Raw genomic sequence first — 15,886 nt, 5'->3', positions numbered from 1 at the left:
GCTCAGTCAGCATCCCTGCGCGCGTCGAAGCGCGAGCGCGCCTGCTCGATCAGCTCCTGGTGCTGCATGGCCCACTGTCCGAGCGCCTGCACCGGCTGCGACAGCCCGCGGCCGAGATCGGTCAGCTCATAATCCACCCGCGGCGGGATGGTCGGAAACACCGTCCGCGTCACCAGCCCGTCGCGCTCGAGGCCGCGCAGGGTCAAGGTCAGCATCCGCTGGGAGATGCCGCCGACGAGCCGCTTCAGCTCATTGAAGCGCTTCGGCCCGTCCTGAAGCATCATGATGACGAACACACTCCATTTGTCGCCGACACGCGCCAGGATCGAGGCCACGCCCCGGCAATCATGATGATTTGGCTGCGTCGGGAGGTCGGGATCATCGCTGTCAGCAGGGGTCATGGCTGTGCCCGGGTTTCAAAAATGTGCGTTCTTGTGGGGTTACAGCACAGTCACTCATAGTGCGCCAGTTACAAACCAATACCGAGGTAACTGACCAATGACCCTCCTCCTCCACATCGACTCCAGCGTGCTCGGCCCCAACTCCGTCAGCCGTCAGGTGTCCGCCGCGATCGTCGCACGGCTCCGCCAGATCACGCCGGGGCTGGAGGTGACTTACCGAGATGTCGCAGCCGAGCCGCTGTCGCATCTGTCCGGAACGCATGTCGCCGTCGCATACGGTGCGCCCGTTGAGGATCCCGCAGTGGAAGCTGATGTCGCGGCCGGACAGGCCGTGCTGGAGGAGTTCCTGGCCGCCGATATCGTCGTGATCGGCGCCCCTATGTACAACTTCTCCATCCCGAGCCAGCTCAAGGCCTGGGTCGACCGCATCGCTGTCAGGGGCAAGACTTTCAGCTATGGCCCGAACGGCCCGCAAGGCCTGGCCGGTGGCAAGCGTATCATCGTGGCGGTCTCGCGCGGCGGCCATTACGGCGCGGACACGCCGATGGCGGCATTCGAACACCTGGAGACCTATTTGCGCAGTGTCTTCAGCTTCATCGGCGTCACGGATCTCGAATTCGTTGCGGCCGACGGTGTCCAGATCGGCCCGGAGCATCGCGAGCAGGCGCTGGCGAAGGCGATTCAGACGGCCGGCGGTCTCGCCGCTTGAGTCCCTCGGTGGCTGCCGCCGGCAGCCACCGCTTTCAATCCCGGGGGCAGGTCTCAAACCGCCACCGACCCGGCCGGTTAGCCCCGAAAGATCGGCGCTCCGGCCGGCGAGCTCGTGGCACCGCCATCGCCGAAGGGCCGCGGCCTGTTTCCCATCCTGGTCGCGCTGCGGCAGTGGAGCGAGGAATTCGACGAGCACCCCGACGAGATCGCCACCGCGCTCGTCGACCGCGCGAACCGCAGGCCGGTTCGCAAGCTGCTGCTGACTGCGGAGGACGGCCGGGTGCTGGCGCCGGAGAAACCGCCCTCGCCCCGCGGTGAGCGCGGGCGGCCGTCAGCAGAGCCTGCGGCGGCTGCGCAGCCTCAGATGCTCCTCGGCCTCAAGGTTCGCCATGCGTAGGAGGTAATCGAGCATGTCGAGACGATGGCGCTGCGCCAGATGCGACAGGCTGGCCGTCACCTCGGCGATCAGCGCCGCCGCGGCGTCGGGATCCTCCACCATCGCCTCGACGTCCGGGTCGCTTTTGTCCGCTGCCTTGGCCAACAACCGTCACCCAGCATAAGGAATTTGACGAAAAACAACCTCAAGAGCGCGCGGTTCTCATCGTGCTCCGTACAACCTGATAGGTACTTCGCCGGTCCAACGCAATCGCCTTTCAACATCCCTCGATTTGACAGGAACCCCCTCACCACCCATGTTCGGGTCAACGCAGCCGGCGCGAATCCCGCGAAGCCAGCTTCAATCCTTCCACTAAGCCATTGGAAATACATGAATATCGTCATCGTGGAGTCGCCTGCCAAGGCCAAGACGATCAATAAGTATCTGGGCTCCTCCTACGAGGTTCTGGCCTCTTTCGGTCATGTCCGCGACCTTCCGGCCAAGAACGGTTCCGTCGATCCGGACGAGAATTTCCGCATGATCTGGGAGGTCGATCCCAAGGCGGCGGGCCGACTCAACGATATCGCCAAATCGCTGAAGGGCGCTGACCGGCTGATTCTCGCCACCGACCCTGATCGCGAGGGCGAAGCGATTTCCTGGCATGTGCTGGAGGTGTTGAAGGAGAAGCGCGCGCTCAAGGATCAGAAGATCGAGCGCGTCGTCTTCAACGCCATTACCAAGCAGGCCGTCTCTGAGGCGATGAAGCACCCGCGCCAGATCGACGGTGCGCTGGTCGACGCCTACATGGCGCGCCGCGCACTCGATTACCTCGTGGGCTTCACTCTCTCTCCCGTGCTGTGGCGCAAGCTGCCGGGCGCCCGCTCGGCCGGACGCGTGCAGTCGGTCGCGCTGCGTCTCGTCTGCGATCGCGAGCTGGAGATCGAGAAGTTCGTGCCGCGCGAATACTGGTCGCTGATCGCAACCCTGGCGACGCCGCGCGGCGACACCTTCGAGGCGCGTCTCGTCGGCGCCGACGGCAAGAAGATCCAGCGGCTCGACATCGGCGCCGGCGCGGAGGCCGAGGATTTCAAGACCGCGCTCAACGCGGCGAGCTACACGGTCGCGACCGTCGACGCCAAGCCGGCGCGCCGCAACCCGCAGGCGCCCTTCACGACGTCGACCCTGCAGCAGGAAGCGAGCCGCAAGCTCGGCTTCGCGCCGGCGCACACGATGCGCATCGCGCAGCGTCTCTATGAAGGCATCGACATCGGCGGCGAGACCACCGGTCTCATCACCTATATGCGAACCGACGGCGTGCAGATCGACGGCTCGGCGATCACCCAGGCCCGCAAGGTGATCGGCGAGATCTACGGCAACAAATATGTGCCGGAGAGCCCGCGCCAGTACCAGGCCAAGGCCAAGAACGCCCAGGAAGCGCACGAAGCGATCCGCCCGACCGACCTGTCGCGCAAGCCGGCCGAGCTACGCAAGCGGCTCGATGACGACCAGGCCAAGCTCTACGAGCTGATCTGGACCCGCACGATCGCGAGCCAGATGGAATCCGCCGAGCTGGAGCGCACCACCGTCGACATCATCGCCAAGGCCGGCGCCCGTACCCTGGAGCTGCGCGCCACTGGCCAGGTCATCAAGTTCGACGGCTTCCTCGCCCTCTATCAGGAAGGCCGCGACGACGAGGAGGACGAGGACGGCCGCCGCCTGCCGCAGATGAGCCCGAACGAGCCGCTGAAGCGGCAGGATCTCGCGGTCACCCAGCATTTCACCGAGCCGCCGCCGCGCTTCTCGGAGGCCTCGCTGGTCAAGCGCATGGAGGAGCTCGGCATCGGCCGGCCCTCGACCTATGCCTCGATCCTGCAGGTGCTGAAGGACCGCGGCTATGTGAAGCTCGAAAAGAAGCGGCTGCACGGCGAGGACAAGGGCCGCGTCGTCATTGCCTTCCTGGAGAACTTCTTCCGCCGCTACGTCGAGTACGATTTCACCGCCGATCTGGAGGAGCAGCTCGACCGCATCTCCAACAACGAGATCGCCTGGCAGCAGGTGCTGAAGGATTTCTGGACCGGCTTCATCGGCGCCGTCGACGACATCAAGGATCTGCGCGTGGCGCAGGTGCTCGACGCGCTCGACGAGATGCTGGGGCCGCACATCTACCCGCCGCGCGACGATGGCGGCGATGTCCGGCAATGCCCGACCTGCGGCACCGGACGGCTCAACCTCAAGGCCGGCAAGTTCGGCGCCTTCGTCGGCTGCTCGAACTATCCGGAATGCCGCTACACCCGCCCGCTCGCCGCCGACAGCGAGGCCGCGGCCGACCGCGTGCTCGGCCAGGATCCGGACACCGGCCTCGACGTCGTCGTCAAAGCCGGCCGCTTCGGCCCCTACATCCAGCTCGGCGAGCAGAAGGATTACGCCGAGGGCGAGAAGCCGAAGCGCGCCGGCATCCCGAAAGGGACGTCGCCCGCGAGCCTCGAGCTCAACTACGCGCTGAAGCTGCTGTCGCTGCCGCGTGAGGTGGGCATCCATCCGGAGACGGGTCTGCCGATCATCGCCAATCTCGGCCGCTTCGGGCCGTTCGTGAAGCACGACAAGACGTATGCGAGCCTGGAGGCCGGCGACGAGGTGTTCGACATCGGCCTCAACCGCGCCGTCACCCTGATCGCCGAGAAGATCGCCAAGGGCCCGAGCAAGCGGTTCGGCGCCGATCCCGGCAAGGCGCTCGGCGACCATCCCTCGCTCGGCCCCGTCGCCGTCAAGGCCGGCCGCTACGGCGCCTATGTCACCGCCGGCGGCGTCAACGCCACCATTCCCGGCGACAAGGAAAAGGATACGATCACGCTCGCCGAGGCGATCGCCCTGCTCGACGAGCGCGCCGCCAAGGGCGGCGGCAAGAAGGCCAAGGGCAAGGCTGCGGCGAAACCGGCCAAGGCTGCCAGCAAAGCGGCTGCCAGCAAGGCCAAGCCGAAGACCGGCGGCGACGACGACACGCCGAAGCCGGCGAAAAAGGCCGCGGCGAAGAAGGCGGCCGCCAAACCGAAATCAGACTCCACCAGCAAGGCGCGTGCGCCGGTCGCCAAGGCCGCCAAGACCTCGGCCAAGCCTGCGACCAAGGCGACGCCGAAGAAAAGCGCCGGCAAGGCCCGCGGATGAGAAAATGACCCAAAAGCGCGACATCGGCTTCCCTTCGCGGGAGGCCATCGTCGCCTTCATCCGCGCCAATCCGGGCAAGGTTGGCACCAAGGACATCGCCCGCGCGTTCGGCCTGAAGAACGCCGATCGCGTCGCGCTCAAGCAGTTGCTGCGCGAACTCGTCGCCGACGGCACGGTGAAGAAGAGCGGCCGCAAGAAAGTCGTCGAGACCGCGTCCCTGCCGGCCACGCTGGTCGCCGACATCACCGGGCGCGACAGCGACGGCGAATTGATCGCCAAGCCGGCCGAGTGGGACGAGGCCGAGCAGTCCGAGCCGCCGCGCATCCGCATCCACACGCCGCGTCATGCGGGGCCGGGCTCGGTGGCCGGCGTCGGCGACCGCGCGCTGCTGCGGGTCGAGCCGATCAAGGATGATGGCGGCGTGTCCTATCGCGGCCGCGTCCTCAAGGTGCTGGATCAGGCGCGGCCGCGCGTGCTCGGCATTTTCCGCAGCAATCCCGGCGGCGGCGGCCGCCTGATTCCGGTCGACAAGAAGCAGGCCGGACGCGAGCTCTCCATCGCCCCCGCCGACACCAAGGACGCCAAGGACGGCGATCTCATCAGCGTCGACCTGCTGCGCGGCCGCGGCTACGGCCTGCCCTCGGGCCGGGTGAAGGAGCGCTACGGCTCGGTCGCGACCGAGAAGGCGATCAGCCTGATCGCGATCCATGCCCACGAGATCCCGATGGACTTCTCGGCCGCGGCGGTGGCGGAAGCCGAAGCCGCGCAGCCCGCGACCTTGAAGGGCCGCGAGGACTGGCGCGAGCTGCCGCTGGTCACGATCGATCCGCCCGATGCCAAGGACCACGACGACGCGGTTCATGCCGAGCCGGATCCCGATCCGAGCAATGTCGGCGGCTTCATTGTCCATGTCGCCATCGCCGACGTCGCCTACTATGTGCGGCCGGGCTCGGCGCTCGATCGCGACGCGCTGATCCGCGGCAACTCGGTCTACTTCCCCGACCGTGTCGTGCCGATGCTGCCGGAGCGCATCTCCAACAACCTGTGCTCGCTGGTGCCGGGCGAAGCGCGCGGCGCGCTCGCCGTGCGCATGGTGCTCGGGGCCGACGGCCGCAAGCGCTCGCACTCGTTCCACCGCGTGCTGATGCGCTCGGCCGCCAAACTGTCCTACGCACAGGCGCAGGCCGCCATCGATGGCAAGCCGGACGACGTCACCGGTCCCCTGCTCAAGCCGATCCTGAAGCCGCTCTATGCCGCCTATGAGGTCGCCAAGCGCGGCCGGGACGCGCGCGATCCGCTCGACCTCGACATTCCCGAACGCAAGATCCTGCTCAAGAAAGACGGCACGGTCGACCGCGTCGTCGTGCCGGAGCGCCTCGACGCCCACAGACTGATCGAGGAGTTCATGATCTCGGCCAACGTCGCCGCGGCCGAACTGCTGGAGAAGAAGGCACTGCCGCTGATCTACCGCGTGCATGACGAGCCGACGGTGGAGAAGATCCATGCGCTGCAGGAATTCCTGAAGACGCTCGACGTGCCCTTTGCGAAGAGCGGCGCGCTGAGGCCATCGCTGTTCAACCGCGTGCTGACGCTGGTGGCCGGCCAGGACTACGAGCATCTCGTCAACGAGGTCGTGCTGCGCTCGCAGGCGCAGGCGGAATATTCGACCGACAATTACGGACATTTCGGCCTGAACCTCCGCCGCTACGCGCATTTCACCTCGCCGATCCGCCGCTACGCCGACCTCGTCGTGCATCGCGGCCTGCTGCGCGCGCTGGGCCTCGGTGACGGCGCCCTGCCCGACAGCGAGACGCCGGATCATCTCACCGAGGTCGCGGCGCAGATCTCGGTCACCGAGCGGCGGGCGATGAAGGCCGAGCGCGAGACAGCCGACCGCCTGATCGCCCACCACCTCGCCGACCGCATCGGCGCGACGTTCCAGGGCCGCATTTCCGGCGTCACCCGCGCCGGCCTCTTCATCAAGCTCGACGATACCGGCGCCGACGGCCTGGTTCCGATCCGGACCCTCGGCACGGAATATTTCGACTATGATGAGACGCGGCATGCGCTGATCGGCCAGCGCAGCGGTGCCATGCACCGGCTGGGTGACGTCGTCGACGTGCGTCTGGTAGAAGCTCAGCCGGTGGCCGGCGCGCTGCGCTTCGAACTCTTGACGCAGGCCGACGTGCTTGTCTCGCGCCACGGCCGCCGCGAGCGGCCGAAGGGCAAGGCCGGGATCAAGGCAAGGGCCAAGAGCAAGGCAACGAAGCGCGCCAAGGCCGAGGCGCGGCCGAAGCACAAAGAAAAGAACCGCAAGGAAAGTCAAACGGCAGGGGCAAAACGCAAGCCCGGCACATCGAAGAAAGGCAGATCGTGGACGCCATGACCTCAACGCCCAGCACATTGCCCCCGCAGACGTGGACGCGCGACACCGGCCTCGCCGAGAAGCGCGACGTCTGGACAGCGATGAAGCGCGGCCTGCGCGGCCGCTGCCCGCGCTGCGGCGAGGGCAAGCTGTTCCGCGCCTTCCTGAAGGTCGCGGACAACTGCGACCGCTGCGGCCAGGATTTCTCCGGGCATCGCGCCGACGATCTTCCAGCCTATCTCGTGATCGTCATCGTCGGCCACATCATCGTGCCGCTGGTGCTCTCGATCGAGACCAACTACGCGCCGCCGGTGGCGCTGCAACTCGCGATCTATCTGCCGGTGACCCTGGTCGCCGCGCTCGCCTTGATTCAGCCGGTCAAGGGCGCCGTCGTCGGGCTGCAATGGGCCTTCCGCATGCACGGCTTCGACGACAATCCGGTGGAAGGCATTCCGCCGGTCTGAGCGACCGAACGATCAACAAACAAGAAAAAGCGGGGAGGACATGAGCGATACGGCACAGGCGACCAGCGCACCGGCGGGCAAGCCGGCCGAGAAGGAAGCCGACCATCATCCCTACACCAAGCCGAAGGATGCAGCGACGCTGATCCTGGTCGACCGCAGCGGCACGGTGCCGAAGGTGCTGGTCGGCAAGCGCCATGACAAGGTCGTGTTCATGCCCGGCAAGTTCGTCTTCCCGGGCGGCCGCGTCGACAAGTCCGATCATCGCATCCCGGTCGCAGCGCCGATGCCGGCCGAGCTCGAAGCCAATCTGTTCAAGGGCAAGCCGCAGACGACGGCCTCGCGCGCGAAGTCGCTCGCCGTCGCCGCGATCCGCGAGGCCTGTGAGGAAACCGGTCTCTGTCTCGGACGCAAGGTCGGCGGCTCCGCGCCGAAACTGGACGGGCCATGGGCGCCGTTCGCTGACGCCGGCCTGCTGCCCGATCCCTCCGGCCTGTTCCTGATCGCCCGCGCCATCACCCCGCCCGGCCGCATCAAGCGCTTCGACACGCGCTTCTTCACCGCCGATGCCTCCGCCATCACCCATCGCGTCGACGGCGTGATCCACGCCGATGCGGAGCTGGTCGAGCTGGTCTGGGTCGAGCTCGGCTCCAAGCCGCTCGCCGATCTGCACCCGATGACCAAGAACGTGCTCCACGAGCTCGACCGCCGCCTCGCCACCGGCCCGCTGCGCCACGACGCCCCGGTGCCGTTCTTCCACTTCTACGGCGGCAAGATGCAGAAGGACGTGCTGGGCGGGTGATCGCCGCGTATTCGATCATCCATCGTCGATGATAGCGGTCGCCTCGATTTCGAGCAGCGAGCGGACAATGGTGTCGTCCCGGCGAACGCGGGGATGACACAATTGTTTGGATCGCTTGCTCGGCACTTCATGGAATGAGCGTGCTACGTCCGCCAGCAAAAACGAAATCGTGTTCTGCGGCGGGTTGCTGACACGCATGGGCCGCGTTCCTATCTGCTCAAGATAGCAATCATCGCGGACACCCCATGGCCCCACGTCAACTCAAGCTCGGCGCCTTCATGCGTCCGGTCTCCATCCACACCGGCGCGTGGCGCTATCCCGGCGCCTGGCCGGACGCCAATTTCAACTTCGCGCATCTCAAGCGGCTCATCCGGAAATTGGAGGCCGGCAAGTTCGACGCCTTCTTCATGGCCGATCATCTGGCCGTGCTGAACATGCCGATCAATGCGCTCAAGCGCAGCCACACCGTGACGTCGTTCGAACCGTTCACGCTGCTCTCGGCGCTGTCGGCGGTGACCGAGAATATCGGCCTGATCGCGACCGGATCGACCACCTTCGACGAGCCCTATCACCTCGCCCGCCGCTTCGCTTCCCTCGACCACATCTCCGGCGGCCGCGCCGGCTGGAACATCGTCACCACGTCGAATCCAGATGCCGCGCTGAATTTCGGGCTCGACGACCACATGGAGCATGCCGAGCGCTACAAGCGCGCCCGCGAGTTCTACGACGTCGTCACCGGCCTGTGGGATTCGTTTGCCGACGATGCCTTCGTGCGCGACGTCGAGAGCGGGCTGTTCTTCGATCCCGACAAGATGCACGTGCTCGACCACAAGGGCAAATATCTGAAAGTCCGCGGCCCGCTCAACATCGCCCGCCCCGTGCAGGGCTGGCCGGTGATCGTACAGGCCGGCGCCTCGGAGGATGGCAAGCAGCTCGCGGCGGAGACCGCGGAGGCCGTGTTCACAGGCGGCGGCAGCCTCGCCGATGGGCAGAAGCTCTATGCCGACATCAAGGGCCGCATGGACAAGATCGGCCGTGATCCTGAGCATCTGAAGATCCTGCCCGGCGCCTTCGTGGTGGTCGGCGACAGCGTCGACGAGGCGAAGGAGAAGCGCGCGCTGCTCGACAGCATGGTGCATTACGACAGCGCCATCGCCTCGCTCTCGGTCATCCTCGGCACCGACGCTTCCGGCTTCGATCCCGACGGTCCGCTGCCTGATATCCCCGAGACCAACGCCTCCAAGAGCGGCCGCCAGCGCCTGGTCGATGTCGCCGCGCGCGACCAGCTCACGGTGCGGCAACTGGCGCAGCGGGTCGGCGGCTACGGCGGTCTGTCCTTCGTCGGCACAGCCAAGACGATCGCCGACCAGATGCAGGAGTGGCTGGAAAGCCGTGGGTCGGACGGTTTCAACATCATGTTCCCGTTCCTCCCCGCAGGGCTCGACGACGTCGTCGACAAGGTGATTCCCGAGCTGCAGCGCCGCGGGATCTTCCGGACGGAGTATGAGGGGCCGACCCTGCGGGACAATCTCGGCCTGCCCCGACCGAAAAACCGCTTCTTCGCGGCCTAGGGACCCCAGAATCTGGCCCTCAAACCTTGACTTTGGGGGCTGGCTGGGTAGGTTGCCCGCCAACGGCGCCCCCTCTTTGGCCGGTGCCCACCCCCGATCCCGATTCCAGAGGTTCAAGACATGGCCAAAGCGGTCACCATCAAGGTCAAGCTCGTGTCGACCGCCGACACCGGCTTCTATTACGTTGCCAAGAAGAACTCGCGCACCATGACCGACAAGATGGTCAAGAAGAAGTATGACCCGGTCGCGCGCAAGCACGTCGAATTCCGCGAAGCCAAGATCAAGTAAGATCGCGGTCTGCTGCGACTTCAACGGGGCCGTTTCGGCCCCGTTTTTTATTGCGCGCGATGCTCCCACTGCTGCGGCACGGGCCGTCCGCTTCTGATCGGTCCATTGGCTGCGGCTGAATCTGGTTCCCGACTTAAGGAGCCATCAACCAAACCCGTGCGATTTGGGGTAGCGGCGCACCCCCGTAGCGTCTCCCTCCTTATCTTACCGGCAGACCAGCGATGACCGATCCTCAGACTTTGCAGTCCCGTCTCGATTTCATCGGCATCGACAATGCGACCCGAGAGGCGCTGCGGGAGCTCCGGCCGCTGATCGGCAAGGTGCTGCCCGGCCTGCTGGAGCAGTTCTACGCCCATGTCGGCAAGGTCCCGCATCTCGCCAAGATGTTCTCCAGCCAGGCCGCGATGCGGCACGCCTCGAAGGCCCAGCTCGACCATTGGATGTCGCTGGCGACCGCGAAGTTCGACGATGCCTATGTGAAGTCCGTGACGAGGATCGGCCAGGCGCACAACCGGATGGGGCTGGAGCCGCGCTGGTACATCGCCGGCTATTCGCTGATCGTGACCGGGCTGCAGAAGGCGATCGAGACGGAGATCGCGGACGGCTGGTTCGGCGGCCAGGCGGCCCGCGAGAAGAAGGCCGCGCTGCAGGCTGCGATCACCAAGGCGGCAATGATCGACATGGATCTCGCCATCTCGGTCTATCTCGATGCGGCCAAGACCGAGCAGCACGTCGCCATGCAACGCATGGCCGACGAGTTCGAAGCCACCGTCGGCCAGATCATCAACAAGGTCCATGCGGACGCGCGCACGCTCGAGGTCTCGGCCAACACGCTGAGCAAGACCGCCGAGCAGACCCAGCAGCTGTCGGCCAGCGCGGCCTCGGCCTCGGGCCAGGTCTCGACCAACGTGCAGTCGGTCGCCTCGGCCGCCGAGGAGATGACCTCCTCGGTCCATGAGATCGGGCGGCAGGTCAGGGAATCGACCACCATTGCCAAGGAGGCCGTTCGCCAGATCGAGCAGACCGATGTCGGCATCAGCGAGCTGTCGCGCACCGCCGAGCGCATCGGCGACGTGCTCAAGCTGATCACCTCGATCGCCGCCCAGACCAACCTGCTTGCGCTGAACGCGACCATCGAGGCGGCGCGCGCCGGCGATGCCGGCCGCGGTTTCGCGGTGGTGGCCTCCGAGGTCAAGGCGCTGGCGTCGCAGACCGCCAAGGCCACCGAGGAAATCGGCCAGCAGATCGAAGGCATTCAGAGCGCGACGCAGTCCTCGGTCGCCTCGATCAAGCAGATCGGCGGCACCATCCAGCAGATCTCGGAGATCGCCGCCGGCATCGCCGCCGCCGTCGAGCAGCAAGGCGCCGCGACGGGGCAGATCTCGCGCAACGTGCAGGAGGTCGCCGGCGGCACCGCGCGCGTCGTCGGCAACATCGGCGACGTCAGCAAGGGCGCCAGCGCCACCGGCACCGCCTCCGCGCAGGTGCTGTCATCCGCGCACTCGCTGTCGCGCGAGAGCGATCACCTCAAGGATGAGCTGGAGAAATTCTTGCGCAGGGTCCGTGCGGCCTGACTACAAAGAAGGGCGGATCGGCGTTGGCCGTCCGCCCTGCGACGTCGCGACGCTGCGCGCCGGCTTACATCCCGTGGCTCAGGAACACCGCCGAGCAGCGCTTGCTCAGCTTGGCCCGGTTCTGCGTCAGACAGTTCTGGACGCCGAAGTCATCGCCGAGCTGAGCGCGGCAGAAGCGCTTGGCGTCGGGCGCGCAAGCCTTCTGCTCCTGCGGCGTCCCCATATGGCCCTGAGCCATGGCAAATGGCGGCAGAACGGACAGCGACACGGCAACCGCAAATATCAGCTTCTTCATTGGGCGCTCCTCCTTGGGCTGAAACAAACGTTTCCCGCCCAAGGGGGTTCCGACGGAACTGTGCGTCCGAAGGCCGGATGGCGAGCGTCGCAGCCAGTGCTGCCTGCACGTCCCACTCTGAACGGCCAGCGCCTTGCCGCAATTCTCAGCCGGCGCAGGACGTGGCCCGCGCCAGCGCAGCACGCGCGAGCAGACGCGTCGAATCCAACGTCGGCAGAGGCGAGTTGGCATCGTCGATGATCAGCGGAATCTCGGTGCAGCCGAGCGCGACGGCATCGCAACCTTCCTCCTTCAGTCGCGCGATGATCGCCTGAAACGCGGCGACGGAGGGCGGCTGAAACCGCCCGTAGACCAGCTCATCCATGATGATGCGGTTGGCTTCGACGCGATCGGCTTCTTCCGGACGCGCGAACGCCAGCCCGCGTGCGGTCAAGCTATCCGGATAGACATTGCTGTCGACCAGCCATTTGGTGCCGGTGATGCCGATACGCCTGTAGCCTCTCCTGACCGCTTCCGTCGCGACCACGTCGGCGATGTGCAACCACGGCAGCGGAGAGCGCGGCAGCACCAGCGGCAGGGCCTGGTGGATGGTGTTGTCCGGGCAGATCAGGAAATCCGCGCCGGCCGCGGCGAGCTTGCGCGCCGAGGTCAGCATCAGCTCGGCGACGCCATCGAGATTGCCGCGATCGAGGCAGGCCACGTAGTCGGCGAGCGACGGCGTGTGCATCGACACCTCGGGATGGGCATGCGGCCCGAGCAGGTCGGCGCCCTCCTTGCAGATCGTGCGATAGCAGAGCGCCGCGCCCTCGGCGGAGCAGCCGACGATGCCGATATGTTTTGCCATTCGTCGTTCCATTTCCATCAACGTTGACGACGATGATAGCGCGAAAAGCGGCCGAGGGTGAACATCAACCCACCACGCACCATCCTCTGCCATTGCGCGCACAGCGAAGCAATCCAGAGTCCTTGCTGAGCCCTGGCTTGCTTCGCTGTGCTCGCAATGACGCGGTTGCAACAGATCGCGCGCACGACATCGCCAGGGCCGATCACACGCTGATCCGCCCTGCCGAGACATTTGTTCGCACTGGCCTGTTCGCAGCTACATCACACCGCGGGACATCATGGCGTTCGCTATGTCGAATCTCAGGCGCTCGAGCGCGCGGTGGGCTGCGATATGGTCGAGATCGCCTTGCGTCAGGCCGATATCCACCAGTTGCGCCTCGCTCAGGTCGCATAGATCGACTCTCATCCGCCTGAGCCGACGGCCTTCCTGAAACACCAGCCAATAGCGCGCGAGCAGGCCGAACAGCCCCGGAGCCGAGATGCCCGGCGGCCCGGCCGCATTCTTTTCCGACAACGCGTCACGCAGCACCGTGACGGATGCGCTGGGTCGCGGCGCGGCTGGCGCCTGGTGCGCCGCGTTCTTCACCAATGAGAGGGGGCGATCGCGCGTGGCGGAATTGCGGGCGATCTCGTCTGTGAGATGGGTCTGAGGTGGCATCGGTCGCTCCTGCTGCGTGATGCCGGCAGGGAGCGTGGCCAAACAAAAGGCCCCGTCCGATGCCGGCGGGGCCTGGTGGAATGATCGTGTCGTCGAAATCCTAGCGCACGACTCCTCCCACGGCCCAGCTGCGGCGGGCCGCATGTTTGCGGTTGGAGTTGCGCACGACGTTGATCATGGTTTGTCGGTACCACGATGATTGCGCCAGATCAAGGCATGTAGTTCCTGCGCTCGCACATGAGCACCTATGCGAGGCTTGTGTTCTGCCGAACTCCGCGCACGCGGCGTCTCCGGCAGGATAGTGTCCATAGATAAGCGCGATCTCACCTCCGTCGTTGCGAGCGCAGCGAAGCAATCCAGAGTCGTGTGCGGGACCCTGGATTGCTTCGCTGACGCTCGCAATGACGTCGCGGCGACCATCTCGCGCTGTTGGTCGGTTATCCCTGCGTCGCCACTTTCAACGACCAACTACATTCCCCGACGCGAGACGCCGCCCGGATATGGATCATCCCTCAATCTGTCGAGCGTCCGCAGCGCGGCGATGTGCTCGATCTCGGCGCGCGTGATGCCGATATCTGTGAGCTCGCGTTCGCTCAGGTCATGCAGGCAGTCCCGCACGCTCTCGCGGCGTTGCCATTCTTGGATCGCGCGCCAGCACCAGCCGATCAAGCGGATGATCGGCCAGGTCGGCGTGGCCGGCGGACCGGCCGCGTCCTTTTCTGGCGACACGTCTCGCAACGCTGCGATCGACGCTTCGGACTGCATCGATGGCTGCACGCTGTCGATCGCGTCGGTGATTGACGCGATCGAGAGATCGACGTTGAGCGCCGACACGTGCGCAGCGTCGATCGTCGCGTTGGTCTGATGGGGTGGCATCCTCTGCTCCTGCTGTTATGCCGGCAGGGAGCGTGGCCAAACAAAAGGCCCCGTCCGATGCCGGCGGGGCCTGGTGAAACGATCGCAACGTCCAATTCCTAGCGCGCGACTCCTTCCACGGCCCAGCCGAAGCGGGTCATGTGATAGAAGTTGACGATGCGGACCGATTTGCTCATGTCACGTAAGGTATCATGGCACGCACGCAACATCAAGGGATATTTGGGCGCCCCACATCCTGGCGGCGAGTTGTTGTAGATCGACCGCGCGAGCACGGCGGGCGGATTGGCGTCAGCTCAATCTGCCGATTTGCGGCGAACGTGAAGCGGCGCGCTGATCCGCCCTACGGAGTGCGGACTACCAGCTGAAATGTCCACATCGGGCACACTCCACAAACATCAGACGCTCTCTCGTCCGAGATACATCGGAATGAGTCGACAACCATCCGGCCTTGCGCGCTGACCAGCGCTACGTACCGCGCCCCGCCATGAACCGATCCAAGATGTCAGCCAGCGAGCCCGAAACGCCTCCCAAGACCATGAAAACCAAAAGGTTGGTCTGCACACCGAGCGCTTCGAGGACCAAGACTCCACACAACATCAGCACGCCGGCCAAAACACCCATGCGAAGCGGCTTCATGCCTTTTCCCTAACAAGAGAGCAACGCCGCAACTAAGCTAACATGAGACGCCTGAAGTTCGTAGGGCCGATCAGCGTCGGCCTGATCATCAGGGGTCCATCCTGAAGCATTGAGATGAGGAAGCGATCTTCCCATCGAGCGCCCCCGAGACGGTCCTGCGCCGAAGACTAACTTTTCGAACGCTTTCAACGAGATCGCTCTCGCCGGCTATCCAGATCGCAATTTTTTTCTTTCGCTTTTCCAGAATTCATGCTATCCCCCTGCACATCCCACCTCGCCAAGAGGGGCGCATCGCGATCGTCACGAGCGTGAGGTGGGCTGCGGTGGGCGTGTCGGGTTGCAGCGTGGCTTGTCCGCGCCGACGAACGATCCGGTGCGCACGGTCAAGCCGTGTGGTCCTGGCCTCCCGATGCTGAGGCCAAGCGGGCGCTGCGACGAAGCGCGCTCGCGACGGGGGCAAGAACGCCGGTCCCCGGGGAGAGCGCGGAGTAAGCCGTAAAGCCATCGCGCAGGGAGGGCCGGATGTCCGGCTCGTACCTGTGGTTCTGCCGCGTGCTTTCTTTCTGCACGCGGACCATGGGTGCGACCTGCACCCGGCCTTCCCTGCGCCCTCTGTTCTCGAAGAGGGTTTTCAATGGCACAGCTCGGGCGCGGAGGCGCGGCGAGGATGGGATCTCATGTGTGCTGAAGCAGGCTGCCCAGAGCTCACCGTCATTCCGGGGCGCCCGGAGGGCGAGCCCGGAATCCATAACCACGATCGGGAGTATGGATTCCGGGCTCGCGCTATGCGCGCCCCGGAATGACGTGGGGAGACGGTTGCGGCTACTCACGACCATCGTAGGCGCAGCAACGATCCGACGGCTCCAC

General features: G+C 65.6%; 16 protein-coding genes and 1 pseudogene. 9 read left to right on the top strand and 8 right to left on the bottom strand.

Going from position 1 to position 15,886, the window contains the following annotated elements; translation table 11 throughout:
* Positions 1-2: 2 nt before the first annotated feature.
* Positions 3-401, bottom strand: a complete 399-nt coding sequence (locus tag ACQR13_RS30445) for a winged helix-turn-helix transcriptional regulator (protein WP_434844110.1) — start codon at positions 399-401, stop codon at positions 3-5.
* 97 nt (positions 402-498) lie between these two features.
* On the opposite strand from ACQR13_RS30445, the gene ACQR13_RS30440 reads away from it, so the two are divergent.
* Both ACQR13_RS30440 and ACQR13_RS30435 read left to right on the top strand, forming a co-directional pair.
* Complete coding sequence (locus ACQR13_RS30440) at positions 499-1,110, top strand: FMN-dependent NADH-azoreductase (protein WP_434844111.1); 612 nt, start codon at positions 499-501, stop codon at positions 1,108-1,110.
* Positions 1,111-1,236: 126 nt separating this feature from the next.
* Positions 1,237-1,509: pseudogene (locus tag ACQR13_RS30435) on the top strand (hypothetical protein); the annotation flags it as partial.
* Here ACQR13_RS30435 and ACQR13_RS30430 read toward each other — a convergent pair.
* The gene (locus tag ACQR13_RS30430; protein ID WP_315712655.1) at positions 1,444-1,653 is read right to left on the bottom strand and encodes a hypothetical protein; all 210 of its coding nucleotides are present in this window, start codon (positions 1,651-1,653) and stop codon (positions 1,444-1,446) included. The pseudogene ACQR13_RS30435 and the gene ACQR13_RS30430 sit on opposite strands and share 66 nt — an antisense overlap.
* A 225-nt stretch (positions 1,654-1,878) precedes the next feature.
* Here ACQR13_RS30430 and topA point away from each other — a divergent pair, with 225 nt between their 5' ends.
* The 4 genes from topA to ACQR13_RS30410 are packed head-to-tail and all read left to right on the top strand — an operon-like array spanning position 1,879 to position 8,278.
* Positions 1,879-4,650, top strand: a complete 2,772-nt coding sequence (gene topA / locus ACQR13_RS30425) for a type I DNA topoisomerase (protein ID WP_434844112.1) — start codon at positions 1,879-1,881, stop codon at positions 4,648-4,650.
* Positions 4,651-4,654: 4 nt separating this feature from the next.
* A complete protein-coding gene (rnr, locus tag ACQR13_RS30420) occupies positions 4,655-7,036 on the top strand; it encodes a ribonuclease R (protein WP_434863516.1) in 2,382 nt (793 codons plus the stop codon).
* On the top strand, positions 7,033-7,479 hold the full coding sequence (locus ACQR13_RS30415) for a DUF983 domain-containing protein (protein WP_315711344.1): 447 nt from the start codon (positions 7,033-7,035) through the stop codon (positions 7,477-7,479). The genes rnr and ACQR13_RS30415 overlap by 4 nt, the downstream gene beginning before the upstream one ends.
* Before the next feature lie 40 nt (positions 7,480-7,519).
* Complete coding sequence (locus ACQR13_RS30410; RefSeq protein WP_315752972.1) at positions 7,520-8,278, top strand: NUDIX hydrolase; 759 nt, start codon at positions 7,520-7,522, stop codon at positions 8,276-8,278.
* Between the two features lie 15 nt (positions 8,279-8,293).
* Here ACQR13_RS30410 and ACQR13_RS30405 read toward each other — a convergent pair whose 3' ends face one another.
* Positions 8,294-8,476, bottom strand: a complete 183-nt coding sequence (locus ACQR13_RS30405) for a hypothetical protein (protein WP_315752973.1) — start codon at positions 8,474-8,476, stop codon at positions 8,294-8,296.
* Between the two features lie 47 nt (positions 8,477-8,523).
* Here ACQR13_RS30405 and ACQR13_RS30400 point away from each other — a divergent pair, with 47 nt between their 5' ends.
* The 3 genes from ACQR13_RS30400 (at position 8,524) to ACQR13_RS30390 (ending at position 11,711) form a co-directional block, all read left to right on the top strand.
* Positions 8,524-9,849, top strand: coding sequence for an LLM class flavin-dependent oxidoreductase (locus ACQR13_RS30400; RefSeq protein ID WP_316187308.1), 1,326 nt, complete (start codon positions 8,524-8,526; stop codon positions 9,847-9,849).
* Positions 9,850-9,969: 120 nt separating this feature from the next.
* Positions 9,970-10,137, top strand: a complete 168-nt coding sequence (rpmG, locus tag ACQR13_RS30395; protein ID WP_015666342.1) for a 50S ribosomal protein L33 — start codon at positions 9,970-9,972, stop codon at positions 10,135-10,137.
* Between the two features lie 221 nt (positions 10,138-10,358).
* Positions 10,359-11,711: a globin-coupled sensor protein gene (locus ACQR13_RS30390; protein WP_315827256.1), complete on the top strand. Its 1,353-nt coding sequence runs from the start codon at positions 10,359-10,361 to the stop codon at positions 11,709-11,711.
* A gap of 64 nt (positions 11,712-11,775) precedes the next feature.
* Here ACQR13_RS30390 and ACQR13_RS30385 read toward each other — a convergent pair whose 3' ends face one another.
* The 5 genes from ACQR13_RS30385 to ACQR13_RS30365 form a co-directional block, all read right to left on the bottom strand.
* The gene (locus ACQR13_RS30385) at positions 11,776-12,006 is read right to left on the bottom strand and encodes a hypothetical protein (RefSeq protein WP_315711336.1); all 231 of its coding nucleotides are present in this window, start codon (positions 12,004-12,006) and stop codon (positions 11,776-11,778) included.
* 145 nt (positions 12,007-12,151) lie between these two features.
* A complete protein-coding gene (locus tag ACQR13_RS30380) occupies positions 12,152-12,850 on the bottom strand; it encodes an aspartate/glutamate racemase family protein (protein WP_315711335.1) in 699 nt (232 codons plus the stop codon).
* 255 nt (positions 12,851-13,105) lie between these two features.
* Complete coding sequence (locus tag ACQR13_RS30375; RefSeq protein WP_315729365.1) at positions 13,106-13,435, bottom strand: hypothetical protein; 330 nt, start codon at positions 13,433-13,435, stop codon at positions 13,106-13,108.
* Positions 13,436-13,975: 540 nt separating this feature from the next.
* Complete coding sequence (locus ACQR13_RS30370) at positions 13,976-14,383, bottom strand: DUF1127 domain-containing protein (protein ID WP_315752977.1); 408 nt, start codon at positions 14,381-14,383, stop codon at positions 13,976-13,978.
* A gap of 465 nt (positions 14,384-14,848) precedes the next feature.
* On the bottom strand, positions 14,849-15,019 hold the full coding sequence (locus tag ACQR13_RS30365) for a hypothetical protein (protein ID WP_315740306.1): 171 nt from the start codon (positions 15,017-15,019) through the stop codon (positions 14,849-14,851).
* Positions 15,020-15,886: the final 867 nt, after the last annotated feature.

Source organism: Bradyrhizobium sp. HKCCYLRH3059, from assembly GCF_051168035.1.
Classification (GTDB): domain Bacteria; phylum Pseudomonadota; class Alphaproteobacteria; order Rhizobiales; family Xanthobacteraceae; genus Bradyrhizobium.
Note: the sequence above shows the minus strand (reverse complement) of the source record. Positions and strands in the feature narration are given on the sequence as shown.